The 15,682-nt window shown below is 67.7% G+C and carries 18 protein-coding genes; 2 read left to right on the forward strand and 16 right to left on the reverse strand.

From position 1 onward, the window contains the following. Nucleotides 1–30: 30 nt before the first annotated feature. On the reverse strand, nt 31–762 hold the full coding sequence (tatC, locus tag OXU42_10940) for a twin-arginine translocase subunit TatC (protein ID MDE0029901.1): 732 nt from the start codon (nt 760–762) through the stop codon (nt 31–33). 249 nt (nt 763–1,011) lie between these two features. Between tatC and OXU42_10945 the strand changes: the two genes are divergently transcribed. Beyond that, the gene (locus OXU42_10945) at nt 1,012–1,344 is read left to right on the forward strand and encodes an alanine-zipper protein (protein MDE0029902.1); all 333 of its coding nucleotides are present in this window, start codon (nt 1,012–1,014) and stop codon (nt 1,342–1,344) included. Nucleotides 1,345–1,373: 29 nt separating this feature from the next. Here the strand turns inward: OXU42_10945 and murJ are convergent, their stop codons facing one another. Next, the gene (murJ, locus tag OXU42_10950; GenBank protein MDE0029903.1) at nt 1,374–3,053 is read right to left on the reverse strand and encodes a murein biosynthesis integral membrane protein MurJ; all 1,680 of its coding nucleotides are present in this window, start codon (nt 3,051–3,053) and stop codon (nt 1,374–1,376) included. A 35-nt stretch (nt 3,054–3,088) separates the two neighbouring features. On the opposite strand from murJ, the gene rpsT reads away from it, so the two are divergent. Continuing rightward, the gene (rpsT, locus tag OXU42_10955) at nt 3,089–3,358 is read left to right on the forward strand and encodes a 30S ribosomal protein S20 (GenBank protein ID MDE0029904.1); all 270 of its coding nucleotides are present in this window, start codon (nt 3,089–3,091) and stop codon (nt 3,356–3,358) included. A 19-nt stretch (nt 3,359–3,377) separates the two neighbouring features. Here rpsT and lptE read toward each other — a convergent pair whose 3' ends face one another. The 14 genes from lptE to rpmF form a co-directional block, all read right to left on the reverse strand. Continuing rightward, nucleotides 3,378–3,959: an LPS assembly lipoprotein LptE gene (gene lptE, locus OXU42_10960; GenBank protein ID MDE0029905.1), complete on the reverse strand. Its 582-nt coding sequence runs from the start codon at nt 3,957–3,959 to the stop codon at nt 3,378–3,380. Between the two features lie 22 nt (nt 3,960–3,981). Next, nucleotides 3,982–6,471: a leucine--tRNA ligase gene (gene leuS / locus OXU42_10965; protein ID MDE0029906.1), complete on the reverse strand. Its 2,490-nt coding sequence runs from the start codon at nt 6,469–6,471 to the stop codon at nt 3,982–3,984. Beyond that, entirely contained in the window at nt 6,468–6,920 is a 453-nt protein-coding gene (gene nusB, locus OXU42_10970; protein ID MDE0029907.1) for a transcription antitermination factor NusB, read from the reverse strand. The genes leuS and nusB overlap by 4 nt, the downstream gene beginning before the upstream one ends. A 20-nt stretch (nt 6,921–6,940) precedes the next feature. Then, nucleotides 6,941–7,408: a 6,7-dimethyl-8-ribityllumazine synthase gene (ribE, locus tag OXU42_10975; GenBank protein MDE0029908.1), complete on the reverse strand. Its 468-nt coding sequence runs from the start codon at nt 7,406–7,408 to the stop codon at nt 6,941–6,943. 25 nt (nt 7,409–7,433) lie between these two features. Next, nucleotides 7,434–8,648 (reverse strand): GTP cyclohydrolase II, encoded by a 1,215-nt coding sequence (gene ribA, locus OXU42_10980; protein MDE0029909.1) that lies wholly within the window; start codon nt 8,646–8,648, stop codon nt 7,434–7,436. 50 nt (nt 8,649–8,698) lie between these two features. Next, nucleotides 8,699–9,295 (reverse strand): riboflavin synthase, encoded by a 597-nt coding sequence (locus OXU42_10985; protein MDE0029910.1) that lies wholly within the window; start codon nt 9,293–9,295, stop codon nt 8,699–8,701. Between the two features lie 13 nt (nt 9,296–9,308). After that, the gene (ribD, locus tag OXU42_10990; protein MDE0029911.1) at nt 9,309–10,406 is read right to left on the reverse strand and encodes a bifunctional diaminohydroxyphosphoribosylaminopyrimidine deaminase/5-amino-6-(5-phosphoribosylamino)uracil reductase RibD; all 1,098 of its coding nucleotides are present in this window, start codon (nt 10,404–10,406) and stop codon (nt 9,309–9,311) included. A gap of 19 nt (nt 10,407–10,425) precedes the next feature. Then, the gene (gene nrdR / locus OXU42_10995; GenBank protein MDE0029912.1) at nt 10,426–10,998 is read right to left on the reverse strand and encodes a transcriptional regulator NrdR; all 573 of its coding nucleotides are present in this window, start codon (nt 10,996–10,998) and stop codon (nt 10,426–10,428) included. A 46-nt stretch (nt 10,999–11,044) separates the two neighbouring features. After that, nucleotides 11,045–12,340 carry a serine hydroxymethyltransferase gene (locus OXU42_11000; protein ID MDE0029913.1) on the reverse strand — a complete coding sequence of 432 codons (1,296 nt, stop codon included), beginning with the start codon at nt 12,338–12,340 and terminating at the stop codon, nt 11,045–11,047. A gap of 92 nt (nt 12,341–12,432) precedes the next feature. Further along, complete coding sequence (gene acpP, locus OXU42_11005; protein MDE0029914.1) at nt 12,433–12,669, reverse strand: acyl carrier protein; 237 nt, start codon at nt 12,667–12,669, stop codon at nt 12,433–12,435. 73 nt (nt 12,670–12,742) lie between these two features. Next, nucleotides 12,743–13,495 carry a 3-oxoacyl-[acyl-carrier-protein] reductase gene (fabG, locus tag OXU42_11010; protein MDE0029915.1) on the reverse strand — a complete coding sequence of 251 codons (753 nt, stop codon included), beginning with the start codon at nt 13,493–13,495 and terminating at the stop codon, nt 12,743–12,745. A gap of 5 nt (nt 13,496–13,500) precedes the next feature. Continuing rightward, a complete protein-coding gene (gene fabD, locus OXU42_11015) occupies nt 13,501–14,448 on the reverse strand; it encodes an ACP S-malonyltransferase (protein ID MDE0029916.1) in 948 nt (315 codons plus the stop codon). Further along, complete coding sequence (plsX, locus tag OXU42_11020; GenBank protein MDE0029917.1) at nt 14,445–15,437, reverse strand: phosphate acyltransferase PlsX; 993 nt, start codon at nt 15,435–15,437, stop codon at nt 14,445–14,447. Before plsX ends, fabD begins: the two co-directional genes overlap by 4 nt. Nucleotides 15,438–15,470: 33 nt before the next feature. Next, the gene (rpmF, locus tag OXU42_11025) at nt 15,471–15,653 is read right to left on the reverse strand and encodes a 50S ribosomal protein L32 (GenBank protein ID MDE0029918.1); all 183 of its coding nucleotides are present in this window, start codon (nt 15,651–15,653) and stop codon (nt 15,471–15,473) included. Nucleotides 15,654–15,682 lie beyond the last annotated feature (29 nt).

A 15,682-nucleotide genomic window follows, 5' to 3' on the forward strand; every position in this document is an offset into this window, starting at 1 on the left:
CCCCGGCTGCTGCCCCGCTGTTCCTGGTCACTACGGCTTGCGCCCGAAGATATACGCCACGCCGATGCTCAGGAGGTAAAGGGCGATGAGCGGCCCCGCCAGGAGCACCTGCGAGACCACGTCCGGCGGCGTCAATACCGCCGCGAGCACGAACATCACCAGAACGGCGTAGCGGAAATGGTGCCACAGGAAGCGGTGGTTCCAGATGCCCGCGCGCGCCAGGAAGAACGAGAACACCGGCAGTTGGAAGGTCACCCCGAAGGCGACGACGATGCGGAAGAAGAAGGAGAAATACTCGGAGACGCGGATCTCCGGGTTGACCTGCAGCGACCCGTACTGGTCGAGGAAATACAGAAACGCCACCGGCAGGACGGCCTGGTAGCAGAAGAGCGCGCCGGAAAGGAAGAAGACAGTGGTGGCGCTGACGAAACCCACCATGTATCGGGTCTTCCCCTCGGCGCCGAACGCCGGCGCCACCATGCGCCACGACTGGAGGAAGATGACCGGGCTCCCGGCGAGCACTCCGGCGAGGAACGCCACCTTGATCTCGACGAAGAAGACCTCCGCCACGCCCGTGCCGATGAGGCTCTGCCCGGGTTGAAGCCGGCTCTTGAGGGGTTCTACCAGGACTTCGAAGAGTTGCGGCGCAAGCAGAAAGCCCACGACGAACGGAACGAACACGGCGGCCAGTGACCATGCGACACACGAACGTATCCGCTCCATCTGGTGGACGAACTTGGGCAGGATCGGATCGTCGGTCATATGCGGGGCGTTCCAACGGCCGGCACGCCGGTATCCTTCGCCCGCGGGCTGCGGATCCGGGCCTACCTGTGTGTATCAGATCATCGGACAGCACGCGACGAAAGCCGCAAAATTGCCCTCGCCCGGCTTTAGGCGGCCGGAATTGAGAACAAACTGTTGAGTTTTCTTGAGATTCAAGCTAAGATGCCGCGCAATCCACGTCACTCTTAACGTGATGTCAGAAGCATGACGTCCCAGAAGGAGGCACCTGTGAAGCTTTCAACGAAATTCGCCAGCTTGGCCGGAAAATCGGCCGTCGCATTGGCCGCCGTGGCGCTGCTCGGCACCGGCTGTATTCCCGAGCACGAGCATCCGGACTACAAGGTGAACGTCCAGGCGGTGGAGAGCGCGACCAAGAAGGCGGAAGCCGCGGGCTCGGGCGCGAACGCTGCCGCCGACAAGGCCTCGGCCGCTGCCAAGCAGGCTGAAGCCGCCGCCGCAAAGGCCGGCGAGGCCGCCGCTCGGGCCGAAGCCGCGGCGGAACGCGCCGAGCGCGCTGCCGCGAAGGCGGAAGCTGCGTTCGAAAAGTCCATGAAGAAGTAAGCCGGCACGCTTACAACCCCAACCTCACCTCACTTCTTCGCGTGGAAGACAGGGAGTCTCTCGATCAGAGAGATTCCCATCTTCCGGGCCAGCGGCCAGTCCGGGCTGCGCAAAAGCTTCGAGGCCGCAGCGTACAACGCCACTCCGCCCGCAAGTAGCGCGCCGAAAATCGGAACCTGCGCGAACAGCGTCGCGGACCCCCACTGCACACGTGCCGCCACCAGAGCCAGCGGACCGGCCATGACGGCGGCGGCGGCGAGATTGCGCCAAAGCGACGACCCGTAGTCACCCCAGGCGAATCCTCCGAGCCGTCGCGTCATCAGCCACAAGAGCGCCGCGAACTGGAAGGTCGCCGACAGCGAGTTGGCCAACGCGAGCCCGGCGTAAGAGAGGCTCAGCACCCCGACGCCCCCGCCCACGGCCGCCACCACCGTGACGAAAGCGTTGCCCGCCCCCGCCGTTCCGACCGGTCCCATCAGCGCCAGGCTCAGAAGGAAGTTCAACACGAAGGTCAGGAACGCCACCCGCATCGGCGTTTTTGTGTCCTGCATGGCGTGGAACATGGGAACGAGGACGCGCGCGGCGGAGACGCCCCACAAGCCCAGGGCCAGGAAGACCAACGCGTGAGCGCAGGCGGCGACGTCGGCCGCGTCGAACGCGCCCCGTTGGAACAGCAGTGAGAACGCCGGCACGGCGACGACCATCAGCCCCAGGGCGGACGGCAACGAGATGAAGTTCACCATCCGTAGCGAGTAGCCGAGTGTCGTCCGCAATCCGTCGATGTCCTGGCGCGCGGCCAGCGAGGAGAAGCTGGGCAACGCGGCCGTGCCCAGGGCCACGGCGAACACCCCCAGGGGGAACTGCAGCAGGCGGTCGGCATAGTAGAGGTAGGAGACGCTTCCAGGCTCCAGCAACGAGGCCAGGATGGTGCTCACCAGCACGTTCAACTGGTAGACGGCGGCGCCGATGACGGCCGGACCCATGAGCCGCAGAAACCTGTAGAGCGCGGGGCTGCGGAAGTTCGGATTGGGGAGCCAGGAGAAGCCGTGCCGCCGCAGGAAGGGGAGCTGCAGCGCGAGCTGTGCGGCGCCGCCCAGCAGGACGCCGTAGGCCAGGCTCATGACCGGTTGCGACAGCAGCGGGATCAGCAGAAAGGCCGCCGCGATGATGGACAGGTTCTGCAGCACCGGCGCCAGCGACGGCGCCATGAAGTGGCGGAACGTGTTCAGGTACCCCATGCACAGCGCCACGAGACTCAGGAAGAAGATGCTGGGGAACATGATGCGGACCAGCCGGACCGTGAGGGAGAACTTCTCGGGCGCGGCGGAGAAACCCGGCGCGAACAGCCAAGTCAACGGTGCCGGGAAGAGCACGCCGGCGGCGGTCACCACCAGGAGGAAGAGAACCGCGAAGGTCATGATCACGCGGCTCGCCTCGATCGCTTCCCGGCGCCCCTGGGTGGCGAGGACCTGGGACAGGACCGGCACGAAGCCGGCGGACAGGGCGCCCTCGGCGGTCAAGCGCCGCAACAGGTTGGGGATGCGGAAGGCAACGAAAAACGCGTCGGCGGCGCTCCGCGCCCCCAGCAGGTACCCGATGACGATATCCCTGGCAAGGCCCGTGAAGCGGCTCAACAGGGTCATCGAGCCCACGACACCCGTGGCCTTCGCGACCCGGCCAAGCTCCCTCGCCGTTGACTCTTCACTCATGCGGTGCTACAGAAACAGCCTCTAGGAGGTACATCTTGGCGAACCACAAGTCGGCCATCAAACGGCACAAGCAAAGCGTGCAACGCCATCTGCGCAACCAGGCGTTCCGCTCCCGGGTCAGGACCCTGGTCAAGAAGACCCGGGTGGCGATCGAGAGCAAGGACCGGGATACCATCGCGGAGAAGATCAAGGAAGTGAACGGGCTGCTCGACAAAGCCGTGCTCAAGGGCGTGCTCAAGCGCAACACGGCCTCGCGCACGATGGCGCGGTTGGCGCGGGCGGCGCATCAGGCCGCTTCCTCGTAGACCGCCGCCAGGGCGACCCTCAGAATCCCTCCGCCATCCGCTGCCGGATGACACGAGCCAGCCGCAGCAGCAACCGTTCCCTCGCAGCCATTCGAGAACTCTCCGCAATCGCGGCGTCGCTCAGACGGCCGATGTCGGCGGTATCGATGGCGTCGCGCAGAAATTCGCCGGAACCGGGGACCACGGCCCCGCGGGCGCCCGCGTAGACTTCCCGCAACCGCACCACCTGCCGCGGCCACAAGACTTCCCGCGGCGACCGCCGCCGCAGGGTGACCTCCGCGTCGAGCCGGGCTTCCGACTGCAGCACCCGGTCCGCTCCATCTACCGACAGGTTCCGGGTGCCGTAGTGCCGAATCACTCCCGAAAGGACCGCGTCCGCATCCTCGAACCGGTCCACCACCCGCGGCCGCTCCGCGCCGGCTAGCTCCCGTCGCAACGCCAGCCCGACCCCGTGCTCCAGGCCGGTGACGCGGGTCTGATTGAGGAAACGCTCGAGGTAGACGGTTCGGACATCGTCCGGCAATCCCGCGCCGGGACCCACGAACCGGTAGCCGCAGGCGCCCGCCAGGAGCGCCGCCGCCAGCGCGAACGCCAACCGCAAGGCGCGCCGGCCGTGCAAGCTCTCAACCCCCGATCACGATATTGACCAGGCGTCCGGGCACCTGGATGACCCGCTTGACGGGGCGGCCGTCCAGGAAACCCGCCACCTTGGGGTCCGCCAGCGCGGCCGACTCGACGTCCTCCCTGGCGGCGTCGGCGGGCACCGAGATCTTGCCGCGCAGCTTGCCGTTCACCTGGACGACGATGAGCCGGGTTTCCTGCACGAGGGCGTCCTCGGAGTGCTCGGGCCAGGCCACGTCCGCCAAGGATTCACCGTGTCCCAGGCGCTGCCACAGCTCGCTCGCCACGTGCGGCACGAACGGCGCCAGGAGCACCACCTCGGTCTCCAGCACCGCCTTCACCAGCGCCGCGTTGCCGTCCTGTTCGAGCTCCTCGGCGCTCAACGCGTTCACGGCGTTGTGGAGCTCCATGACGGCGGCGATGGCGGTGTTGAAGTGGAAGCGCTCCACGTCGTCGGTGACCTTCTTGATGGTCCAGTGGATGCGCCGGCGCAGCTCCTTGAGACCGTCGGACGCGGGCTCGGCGCCGGCATCGGCCGCGACGCCCGTGAGCCGCTCGCCGTGGCGCATGGCGAAGCGCCACACCCGGTTGAGGAAGCGATGCGCGCCCTCGACGCCCTGGTCGCTCCAGTCCAGGTCCTTTTCGGGCGGGGCCGCGAACAGCGTGAACAGGCGCGCGGTGTCCGCGCCGTAGCGCTGGATCAACTGATCCGGGTCCACCACGTTGTTCTTGGACTTGGACATCTTGGCGCCGTCCTTGATGACCATGCCCTGGGTCAGGAGGTTGCTGAAGGGCTCATCCACGGCAAGCCAGCCCATGTCCCGCAGGACGCGGGTGAAGAAGCGCGCGTAGAGCAGGTGCAGCACCGCGTGCTCGACGCCGCCCACGTACTGGTCCACGGCCATCCAGTAGTTGGCCCGCTCCCGGTCCAGCGGCTGCCGGTCCTCGTCGGGGCAGGCGTAGCGCGCGAAGTACCACGAAGACTCCACGAACGTGTCCATGGTATCGGTCTCGCGGCGGGCCGTCCCCTTGCACGTGGGACAGGCGGTCTCGTGGAACTCCGGGAGGTTGGCCAGCGGCGAGGCGCCGGCGCCGGTGAACTCCACGTTGGTGGGGAGCCGCACCGGCAACTCGTCCTGCGGCACCGGCACCATGCCGCAGGCGTTACAATACACCACGGGGATGGGGGCGCCCCAGTAGCGCTGGCGCGAGATGCCCCAGTCCCGCAACCGGTAACGCACGGTGCCCTTGCCCCAGCCCCTCTCCTCCAGGTAGGCGGCGATACGCGCGCGGCCCTCGGCGCTGCCCAGCCCGCTGAAGGGGCCGCTGTCGGCCATCACCCCGTCGGCGACAAAGGCCTCGGTCATGTCCTCGGCCGCCAGGGTGGCGCCGGCGGGATGGATGACCGGGCGCACCGGGAGGTCGTATTTCCGGGCAAACTCGAAATCCCGCTGGTCGTGGGCAGGGACCGCCATGACCGCTCCGGTGCCGTACTCCATCAGCACGAAGTTGGCCACGTAGATGGGGACCTTTTCCTCGGTGAACGGGTTAACGCAGTACGACCCGGTGAAGATGCCCTCCTTCTCCATGTCCGCGTCGTCGCGCCGTGAATGACTCATGCGCTTCACGTGTCCGGCGAACTCCCGGACCGCCTGTTGCTGCGGCGTGCCCTGCGCGAGTTCCAGGGCCAGCGGATGCTCCGCCGCAAGCGAGACGAAGGTCGCGCCGTAGATCGTGTCCTGGCGGGTGGTGAAGACCGTCAGGTCGCCCTCCCGGTCCACCAGCGGGAAGCGTATCTCGGCGCCGATGGACTTCCCGATCCAGTTGCGCTGCATGGTGAGGACCTTGTCGGGCCACCCGCCCGAGAGGTCGTCGCACGCCGCCAGCAGCTCGTCGGCGTAGTCCGTGATGCGGAAGAACCACTGCGGCAACTCGCGCATGACCACGTCCTGCTCGCAGCGCCAGCAGACGCCGTCCACCACCTGTTCGTTGGCCAGGACGGTCTCGCACCCGGTGCACCAGTTCACCGCCGAGCTGCGCTTGTAGGCGAGTCCGCGCTTGAGCATCTCCAGGAAGAACAACTGCTCCCAGCGGTAGTAGTCGGCGTCGCACGTGGCCAGCTCCCGGCGCCAGTCGTAGCTGAAGCCCATCTTCTTGAGCTGGGAGCGCATGTAGTCGATGTTCTCCACGGTCCAGCGCGCCGGATGCACCTTGTTGGCGATGGCCGCGTTCTCGGCGGGCAGGCCGAAGGCGTCCCAGCCCATGGGATGAAGGACGTTGAACCCGCGCATGCGCTTGTAGCGCGCGATGACGTCGCCGATGGAGTAGTTGCGCACGTGGCCCATGTGGATGCGCCCCGACGGGTAGGGGAACATCTCCAGCAGGTAGTACTTGGGGAGGGGCGAGTCCTCGCCCACCCGGAAGCTTTCCTCGCGCTCCCACTCGCCCTGCCACTTCTCTTCGATCTTCCAGAACTCGTACTTCTCGATCATGGTTCCGGCCGCTCGCTCTCCTTGATCTTTCCGGTCTCCTTGAGACCGTTGGCGTGGGCTACCTGGTCGAGCACCCCGTTGATGAAGGCGGGGGAATCGTCCGACCCGTAGCGGTTACCGACCTCGATGGCTTCGTCGATGCTCACGTTCATGGGGATGTCCGGACAGAAGAGCAACTCGTAGGTGGCGAGGCGAAGGATGATCAGGTCCACCTTCGACAGCCGCTCAAGCTTCCAGTGCTCGACGGCGTTCTCGATGAAGCCGTCGATCTCGTCGCGGCGCGCCGTGGTGCCGGCGATGAGGCGCTGGGCGAAATCCCGGGCCGCGGGGCGCGACGGGAAGTGGCCCCAAAAGCTCTCCGGACCGGTGGGTGCCGGTTCGCCGGTGATCTCCATCTGGTAGAGCACCTGCAACGCCAGCTCCCTAGCCTTGCGGCGAATACCTGCCATCGACAGGACGTCGTGCGGGTTCAGGCGAGTTGCTTGCCCAGGCTCGCCATTTCGATGGCCGTCACCGCGGCCTCGAACCCCTTGTTGCCCATCTTCGCACCGGCCCGGTCCACCGCCTGCTCCACCGTGTTGGTGGTGAGAAGGCCGAAGGCGATGGGGATGCCGTAGTGGTTCATGGCGTTGCCCACGCCGCGCGAGGCTTCCCCGCATATATAGTCGAAGTGGGGGGTCTCGCCGCGGATCACCGCCCCGACGCAGATCAGCGCGTCGTACCGGCCGCTGGCCGCCATCTTGTGCGCGCAAAAGGAGATCTCGAAAGCGCCGGGGACCCACGCGACGTCGACGTTCCCGTCCACGTCGGCGCCGTGCCGCCTCAGGCCGTCCACGGCGCCGTCGAGCAGTCGCTCGGTGATGAAGCCGTTGAAACGGCTGGCGATGATGCCGAACCGCATCCCCGTTGCATCCAGTTTTCCTTCGATCACTCGCATGGCCGGCCCTCTAGCGACACTGCGCTCATTTCCCCTCCAGGTGGGTGAGGATGTGTCCGAGCTTGTCGCGCTTGGTTCGCAGGTAGCGGGCGTTGCCGTCGTTGGACTGGATCTCCAGCGGCACGCGTTCGCTCACCGACAGGCCATAGCCCTCGAGGCTGACGATCTTGCGCGGGTTGTTGGTCAACAGGCGCAGGCGCTGGATGCCGAGATTGCGCAGGATCTCCGCCGCCACGCCGTAGTCGCGCAGGTCCACGTCGAACCCCAGTTCCAGGTTCGCCTCGGCGGTGTCGCGCCCCTGGTCCTGCAGCGCGTACGCCTTGATCTTGTTGGTCAGGCCGATGCCGCGTCCCTCCTGGTGCATGTACACGATGGCGCCGCACTCCTCCTGGTCGATGAGGCGGAGGGCGGCCCGCAACTGGTCGCCGCAGTCGCACCGCTCCGACGAGAACACGTCGCCGGTCAGGCACTCGGAATGCACTCGGACGAGGACGTTGTCGCGCCCGCTCACGTCGCCCTTGACCAGGGCCATGTGCTCGAACGGATCGAGGTTCGTGCGGTAGAGAATCGCCTTGAAGGACCTGCCGTGGATGCTCGGGAAGTCTTCTTCCCACACCTTGCGTATGGTCGCTTCGTTGCGCAGGCGATGCGCGATGAGATCCACGATGGACACCATCCGCAGGTCATGCGCGCGCGCGAACTCACGGAGCACAGGCCCGACGGCGACGGCGCCGTCCTCGCCCAGCACCTGACAGAACGCCGCCGCCGGCTGCAGGCCGCACAGCGTTGCCAGATCCATCGAGGCCTCGGCGACGCCCGCCCGGGCCAGCACGCCCCCGTCGCTGGCTTGCACCGGCAACACGTTGCCCGGCATCACGAAATCACGAGACCCTGCGTCGGGGCGAACGCACGCGCGGATGGTATGGGCCCTCCCGGCGGCGGACACCTCCAGACCCAGAGCCGAGTTGGCGCCCACGGGAGCGCCCACCGGCGCATGGCCCGGCACCAGGTTGGCGGGCTCCTCGGCCCGGAACCCCAACCGCAGCATGTACGACGGGTGCATGGCCAGATAGAGGACGCCCCGGACATGGAGCAACATGAAGTTGATGGACTCGGGCGTCACCTTTTCCGCGGGCATGCACACGAAGCCCACGCCGCCGTCGCTGGGCTCGTCGACGAGCAGGACCGGGCGACCCTGACGGAGTTCTTCCGAGATATCTTCAATGGGAGTCAGTGACATGGAGGGTTCAGCGCCGCCGTTCACATCACCGGGTCCCCGGCGCGCGACGGTTAGTGTCGATAGGCCTTCACGAATTGCTGGACGTACTTGCCGATGATGTCGGCTTCGAGGTTGACTCTATCACCAACACCCCGGTCCTGCAAATTCGTGTGCGCCAGCGTGAAGGGGATGATCGCCACGGAAAAGGAGCGCGAAGTGCACTCGTTCACGGTCAGGCTGATGCCGTCCACCGCGATGGAGCCCTTGGGCACCAGCAGCCGGCCCACCGCCGCGGGCGCGCGGAAGCGGAAGAACGTGAAGTCGCCGCTCGGCTCCACGCGGGTGATCTGCCCCACGGCATCCACGTGCCCGGTGACCATGTGTCCGCCGAGCCGGTCGTTGAGCTGAAGCGGCCGCTCCAGGTTGACGCGGCCGCCCTCGCGCAGGTCCGCCAGGTTGGTGCGCTTGAGCGTCTCGGGAGAAACGTCCACCGCAAGCCGCCGGCCGGTCTTCCTGACCACCGTCAGGCAGCAACCGTTCACCGCGATGCTGTCCCCGAGCGCGATCTCCCGCCCCGGCAGCGCCGTCTCGAAGGTCAACTCGCCGCCTTCGGGCTCGGCGCGCCAGCGGCGCACCTGGCCCACATCCTCAATGAGTCCGGTAAACATGGTTGATCAGTCCTCACAGATACGCAGAAACCAGGATATCCTCGCCCAACCGCCGGACCGCCGGGCTGTCCAGTTGCGGGCACTGGCGCATGCGTTCGATGCCGAGGTCGCCCACCATGGGAAGGCCCTCGGCGCCGATGAACTTGGGGGCGTAGAAGCACAGCACCTTGTCCACGGCCTTTTCGGAGATGGCGCGGGCGGCGGTCACGGCGCCGCCTTCCAGCAGGACGCTGAGGACGCCGGCGCGGGCGAGTTTTCGGAGCACGCGCCGGAAGGAGACGCGGCCGCGGCTCACGGGGAAGCGCCACACCTGGACTCCCATATCCTCCAGGCGCTTCCGGCGGGCGGCAGGCGCATCGTTTCCGGTGACCAGCACGGTCTTCTCGGGGTGCGGCTGTGTGACCAGCCTGGCGGTTAGGGGCGTGCGCAGCCGCCGGTCCAGCACGACGCGCAACGGGTCGCGGCCGCCCGGCAGGCGGCAGGTGAGCTGGGGATCGTCGGCGAGGACGGTGCCGGAGCCCACCAGTACGGCGTCCAGCTCGTTGCGCAGGCGGTGCACGTAGCGGCGCGCGGCCGGTCCGGTGACCCAGCGGGAGTCTCCGGTGGCGGTGGCGATGCGGCCGTCCAGGGAGGCGGCCAGCTTGAGGGTGACGAAGGGCAGTCCGCGGGTGACGTGCTTGACGAAGGCCTCGTTGAGCCGGCGGCACTCCTCTTGCCGTACAGGCGCATCCACGCGGATGCCGGCGTCGCGCAGGGCCTGCACGCCGCGGCCCGCCACCGCGGGATTGGGGTCGATCATTCCCGCCACCACCCGCGCCACACCCGACTCGATGACGGCGCGGGCGCACGGAGGGGTGCGCCCGAAGTGGCTGCAGGGCTCCAGGTTGACGTAGAGCGTGGCGCCGCGCGCCGCCGCCCCGGCCTCGCGGAGGGCGGCTATCTCGGCGTGGTCCGCGCCGGCGCGGGCGTGATAGCCGCGCCCCACGACACGGCCGCCGCGCACCACCACCGCTCCCACCATGGGATTCGGACTGGTCCTGCCCGCCGCTCGGCGCGCCAGCCTCAGGGCCGCGCCCATGTAACGCTGATCGCTCTGCTCGGAAACCTGCATGCCCTGTGCGGACGACGTCTCACGCCGATCCGCCGCCGGAGGGATCGGGCGTGGCGGGGCTGTCCGCGCGGACGGACTTCCGCCGGGCCTTGCTCGGCGCTCCCGTCTTGCGGGGCGGCTTGGGGGCGGCGCGGCTGGTCCGCTGGTTGAGGAGGTCCTCCAGCTCGGCCATGAACTCGTTGAGGTCCTTGAAGGAACGGTAGACCGAGGCGAAGCGGACGTAGGCCACCGCATCGGTATCGTGCAGCTCGCGCATGGCGGCCTCGCCGATGATGGAGCCGGGGACCTCCTTTTCGCCGCGTTCCTGGATGCCGCGCTCGATGCGGTCGGCCATGGCCTCGATGGCGTCCATGCTGACGGGACGCTTCTGGCAGGCGCGCTTGAGTCCGTTGATGATCTTGAGGCGGTCGAAGGCTTCCCGGCGGCCGTCCTTCTTCACCACCATGGGCATGGCCTCTTCCACGCGCTCGTAGGTGGTGAAACGGCGCGAGCACACCATGCACTCGCGCCGCCGCCGGATCATCTCGCCGTCCTTCCCGAGCCGGGAATCGATGACGTGGCTATTGGACTGGCGGCAGAACGGGCATTTCATGGGATGCCTGCGTGGGCCGCAGTGGCGGCCCGAAACCGGGTTTCGGTTACGTCTCCGTGTCCTGTCGCGCCTTCCCGCGGTACACGGGAAAGCGCTCGCACAGCGCCCGCACATCGGCGGCGACGGCCGCGAGGCCCGCGTCGTCCCCTACGTGGGCAAGCGCGCGCTGGATCAGCTCGGCGATGAGCCGCATTTCCGGCTCCTTCATGCCGCGGGTGGTGACGGCTGGGGTGCCGATGCGGACTCCGCTGGTGACGAACGGCGAACGGGTGTCGAAGGGCACGGCGTTGCGGTTGGCGGTGATTCCCGCCACCTCCAGGGTCTCCTGCGCAAGTTTCCCCGTCAGCTCGGAGTCGCGCAGGTCCATCAGCATCAGGTGGTTGTCGGTGCCCCCGGAAACCAACCGGAAGCCGCGCTCGGTCAGCGCGCCGGCCAGGGCCTTGGCGTTGGCGACGATCTGCCGCTGGTAATCGGCGAACTCCGGCGTCGCGGCTTCCTTCAATCCCACGGCCTTGGCCGCGATGACGTGCATGAGGGGGCCTCCCTGCATGCCCGGGAACACCCGGCTGTTGAGGGTCTTGGCGTGCTCCTCGCGGCACAGGATCATGCCTCCGCGCGCTCCCCGCAGGGTCTTGTGCGTGGTGGTGGTGACGAAGTCCGCGTAGGGCACCGGGCTCGGGTGGCAACCGGCGGCGACCAAGCCGGCGATGTGGGCCATGTCCACCATCAGCAGCGCTTCCACTTCGTCCGCGATCTCGCGGAACCTCGGGTAGTCAATGGTGCGCGGATAAGCGCTCGCCCCCGCCACGATAAGCCGCGGGCGATGCTCCCGGGCCAGGTCGGCCAGCGCGTCGTAGTCGATGGTCTCGGTTGCCTCCGAGACGCCGTACGGCACCACGTTGTACAGCCGGCCGGAGAAGTTCACGGGACTCCCCATGGAGAGGTGCCCGCCGTGGGACAGGTTCATGCCGAGGTAGGTGTCGCCGGGGTTCAGCACCGCGAAGTAGACGGCCATGTTGGCCTGGGAACCCGAGTGTGGCTGGACGTTGACGTGCTCCGCACCGAACAGCTCCCTGGCCCGCTCCACCGCCAGACGCTCCACCACGTCGACGTACTCGCAGCCGCCGTAGTAGCGGCGCCCCGGATAGCCTTCCGCGTACTTGTTGGTCATGAGCGAGCCCTGGGCCTCGAGCACGGCCTCGCTCACCACGTTCTCGGAGGCAATCAGCTCCAGGTTGGACTCGAGGCGCTCGCTCTCGTCGGCAATCGCTTGAAACACCTCGGGATCGACTTGCTCCAGGCTGGCTGAAATCACTCTCAATTCCTCGTCGTCGAGCGGCATGGCGCGACCGGGAGGTCCCCCATGTCCTCTCATGGGCATGGCACGTTCCCGCCCCACGGGCAGGACCGCGCGGCGCGGGGGCGCTCCGGACTCTACCGGTGACTCTCGATGTAGTCGATGACGTCTTGCACGGTCTTGATCTTTTCAGCGTCCTCGTCCGAGATCTCCATCTCGTACTCTTCCTCCAGCGCCATGACCAGCTCGACGATGTCCAGGGAGTCGGCCCCCAGGTCCTCGATGAACGAGGCTTCGGGACTGACTTCTCCGTCGCTCACCCCCAGTTGCTCACAGATGATCTCCTTGACCCTCGCCTCGACCTCTGTCGCCATCTTGTACCCTCCTCTTCGTGTCCGTGCTCGTGTTCGTGATGACGGGTGCCCCGCCCTTCCGCGGGTGGCGGCGTCACATGTACAGGCCGCCGTTGACCGCGATGGTCTGTCCCGTGATGTACGCGCCGCCCGACCCCGCCAGAAAAGCCACGGTCCGCGCGACGTCGTCGCCGCCGCCGAACCGCCCCAGGGGAATCGCCTCGAGATAACGGCCGCGGGTTTCCTCGTTCAGGCTCGCCGTCATCTCCGTTTCGATGAAGCCCGGCGCCACCGCGTTGACGGTCACACCGCGCGGCGCAAGCTCTCGGGCCATGGACTTGGTGAACCCCTCGATGCCCGCCTTGGAAGCGGCGTAAACCGACTGGCCAACGTTTCCCATTTGTCCGGCCACCGAGGTCAGGTTCACGATCCGGCCGTACCGCTGCCGGATCATCCTCCTCGCGGCCGCCTTGGTGCAGAGGAAAAGGCCCCTCAGATTGACGTCGATAATCCGATCCCAGTCCGGGGGCGATTGGCGCAGCAACAAGCCGTCGACGGTCACGCCCGCATTGTTGATTAAAATATCAAGTTTTTCATGCCCGTCAATGATTCCTTTGAAGGCCGCCTCCACCTCGTCGGCGCGTCCGACGTCAAAGGGCGCCAGCTCGGCGCGGCCGTTCCCGCTCAGGACCTCCTCCAGCACCTCCCTGGCCGCCGCGTGGTTTTCCCGGTAGTTGATGATGACGCGGGCGCCCAGCCCGGCCAGGCACAGGACCACCGCTCGTCCGATGCCCCTGCTCCCGCCCGTGACCAGTGCCACTCTGTCCGCCAACGGTGCCGCCGCCATGCGCTTCAGGCCCCTAGTGTCGTCGGAAGCTTGTCCACGTTCTCGGGCGCTTCCACGTGAAGGTTGCGCACGCTCCGGTCGATGCGCCGGATGAGTCCCGAGAGGACCCTGCCGGGACCGATCTCCACGGCGCGCTCGCAGCCGAGGTCCACCAACGCGCGCACCGACTCGTCCCAGCGAACCGGCGCCACCACCTGCTCCACCAGCAGAGGCTTCACGCGCGCCGGGTCCGCGTTCACCGCCGCCTCGACGTTGGTGACCACTCCCACCGACAAGGGATGCACCTCCACGGCCTCCAGCACCTCCCGCAATCCCTCGGCCGCGGGCTTCATCAGCGCGCAGTGGAACGGCGCGCTCACGGCCAGCTCCACCACCTTGCGCGCGCCCCGGTCGCGCGCAAGGTACGCGGCCCGCCGCACCGCGGCTCGTGTGCCGGACACCACCACTTGTCCGCCGCCGTTCAGGTTGGCCGGGGCCACCACCTCGCCGTCCGCCGCCTCGGCGCAGATCCCGTGCACGGCGGCGGCCTCCAGCCCGAGAATGGCCGCCATGCCGCCCTCGCCCTCGGGCACGGCCTGCTGCATCAGACGGCCCCGTTCCCGCACCACCCGCGCCGCGTCCGCCAGCCCGAGGGCCCCGGCGCACACCAGGGCGCTGTACTCGCCAAGGCTGTGGCCGGCCACCCAGGCGGGCTTGAGGCCACACCGGCTTTCCAGTGCCCGCAACGCGGCCACGGACACCGTGAGGATCGCCGGCTGGGTGTTCTCCGTGCGGTTGAGGTCGGCCTCGGGGCCGCGAAAGCAGAGCTCCCGCAACCCGAAACCCAAGGCATCCTCCGCCTCCTCGAAGACGGCCCTGGCCTCGGGAAACCCGTCGCACAAGGCCTGGCCCATCCCCACGTACTGGGAGCCCTGTCCCGGAAAGACGAAAGCGGTCCGTGTCCGGTCCGTCACCGTTCTCCACCCAGCGCGCTCACGATGTCGTTGTTGATGTCCTGCGAGGCGGCCTCGGCCGCGACCCGCACGGCGTTCTTGATGGCCTTGGCGGACGAGCCTCCGTGCGCGACGATGGCGATGCCGTTCAAGCCGATCAGCGGCGCGCCGCCGTAGTGCGCGTAATCGAGACGGTCGTAGGCGCGTCTGATGGCGCCCCTGCTCAACAGGTAACCCAACCGGCTCGAGAGGCTGCCGCGGAACGCCTCCTTGAGCACCGTGGAAACGAACTGTCCCAGGCCCTCCATGGTCTTCAGCGCGACGTTGCCGGTGAAGCCGTCGCAGACCACCACCTGCACCCGGCCGTTGGTGATGTCCCGGCCCTCCACGTAACCCACGAAGTTCAAATCCGAACCCCGCAACTCGCCGAGCGCCTCGCGCGTGAGGTCATTGCCCTTGCTTTCCTCCTCGCCGTTGCTCAGGACACCCACCCGCGGGCGGGCGATGCCGAGGATCTTCTCCGCGTAAATGGCTCCCATGTGCGCGAACTGCACGAGTTGCCGGGGCTTGCAGTCGGTATTGGCGCCCCCGTCCACCAGCACGGTGCCCCCGGACAGCGACGGGCTCACCGCCAGGATCGCCGGCCGGTCCACGCCGGGCAACCGCCCCAGCACGAACATGCCAATGGCGAGCATGGCCCCGGAATTCCCCGCGCTCACCACGGCGTCGCCTTCCCCGGCCTTGAGCCGGTCGAAGGCGGCCCTCATGGAGGAGTCCTTCTGTTTCAGGGCGCGGCTGGGCGAGTCGTGCATGCCGATGAAGGTGGCCGCGGACAGCACGCGTACGGCCGACGGGTCGTGCTTGCGGCTCGACAGCTCGGACTCCACTGCGTCCCCCTGGCTCACCAGGGTCACCTCCACCCCATACTCCTCCGCCGCCTCCAGAGCTCCGGCCACGACGACGCCCGGGCCGTGGTCACCGCCCATCGCGTCAACGATGATCCGCCGCATCACGCACCGGGGACAGGCGCAATCCAGGGCACGTCAGGTGTCTTCGCCGGTCGTCACCGGCCGCGCCTTGTAGTAGCCGCAGGCGGCGCAGACCCTGTGCCTGAGCATCGCCGCGCCGCACCGCGAGCAAGTGACCCACTGCGGGGCGGCGATGGCGTCATGGGCGCGGCGCTTGTTGCGCTTGCTGTTGGAGGTTCTTCTCTTGGGTACGGGCATGTCCTTGTCCTGCTTGTCTGGTGTTTGCC

The organism is Deltaproteobacteria bacterium (assembly GCA_028818775.1).
Lineage (GTDB): Bacteria > Desulfobacterota > Binatia > UBA9968 > JAJDTQ01 > JAJDTQ01.

Coding starts and splice junctions, on each gene's coding strand:
- tatC (MDE0029901.1), bottom strand. CDS start 762: ATGACCGACGATCCGATCCTGCCCAAGTTCGTCCACCAGATGGAGCGG.
- murJ (MDE0029903.1), bottom strand. CDS start 3,053: ATGAGTGAAGAGTCAACGGCGAGGGAGCTTGGCCGGGTCGCGAAGGCC.
- leuS (MDE0029906.1), bottom strand. CDS start 6,471: ATGATCGAGAAGTACGAGTTCTGGAAGATCGAAGAGAAGTGGCAGGGC.
- nusB (MDE0029907.1), bottom strand. CDS start 6,920: ATGGCAGGTATTCGCCGCAAGGCTAGGGAGCTGGCGTTGCAGGTGCTC.
- ribE (MDE0029908.1), bottom strand. CDS start 7,408: ATGCGAGTGATCGAAGGAAAACTGGATGCAACGGGGATGCGGTTCGGC.
- ribA (MDE0029909.1), bottom strand. CDS start 8,648: ATGTCACTGACTCCCATTGAAGATATCTCGGAAGAACTCCGTCAGGGT.
- OXU42_10985 (MDE0029910.1), bottom strand. CDS start 9,295: ATGTTTACCGGACTCATTGAGGATGTGGGCCAGGTGCGCCGCTGGCGC.
- ribD (MDE0029911.1), bottom strand. CDS start 10,406: ATGCAGGTTTCCGAGCAGAGCGATCAGCGTTACATGGGCGCGGCCCTG.
- nrdR (MDE0029912.1), bottom strand. CDS start 10,998: ATGAAATGCCCGTTCTGCCGCCAGTCCAATAGCCACGTCATCGATTCC.
- OXU42_11000 (MDE0029913.1), bottom strand. CDS start 12,340: ATGCCGCTCGACGACGAGGAATTGAGAGTGATTTCAGCCAGCCTGGAG.
- acpP (MDE0029914.1), bottom strand. CDS start 12,669: ATGGCGACAGAGGTCGAGGCGAGGGTCAAGGAGATCATCTGTGAGCAA.
- fabG (MDE0029915.1), bottom strand. CDS start 13,495: ATGGCGGCGGCACCGTTGGCGGACAGAGTGGCACTGGTCACGGGCGGG.
- plsX (MDE0029917.1), bottom strand. CDS start 15,437: ATGCGGCGGATCATCGTTGACGCGATGGGCGGTGACCACGGCCCGGGC.
- rpmF (MDE0029918.1), bottom strand. CDS start 15,653: ATGCCCGTACCCAAGAGAAGAACCTCCAACAGCAAGCGCAACAAGCGC.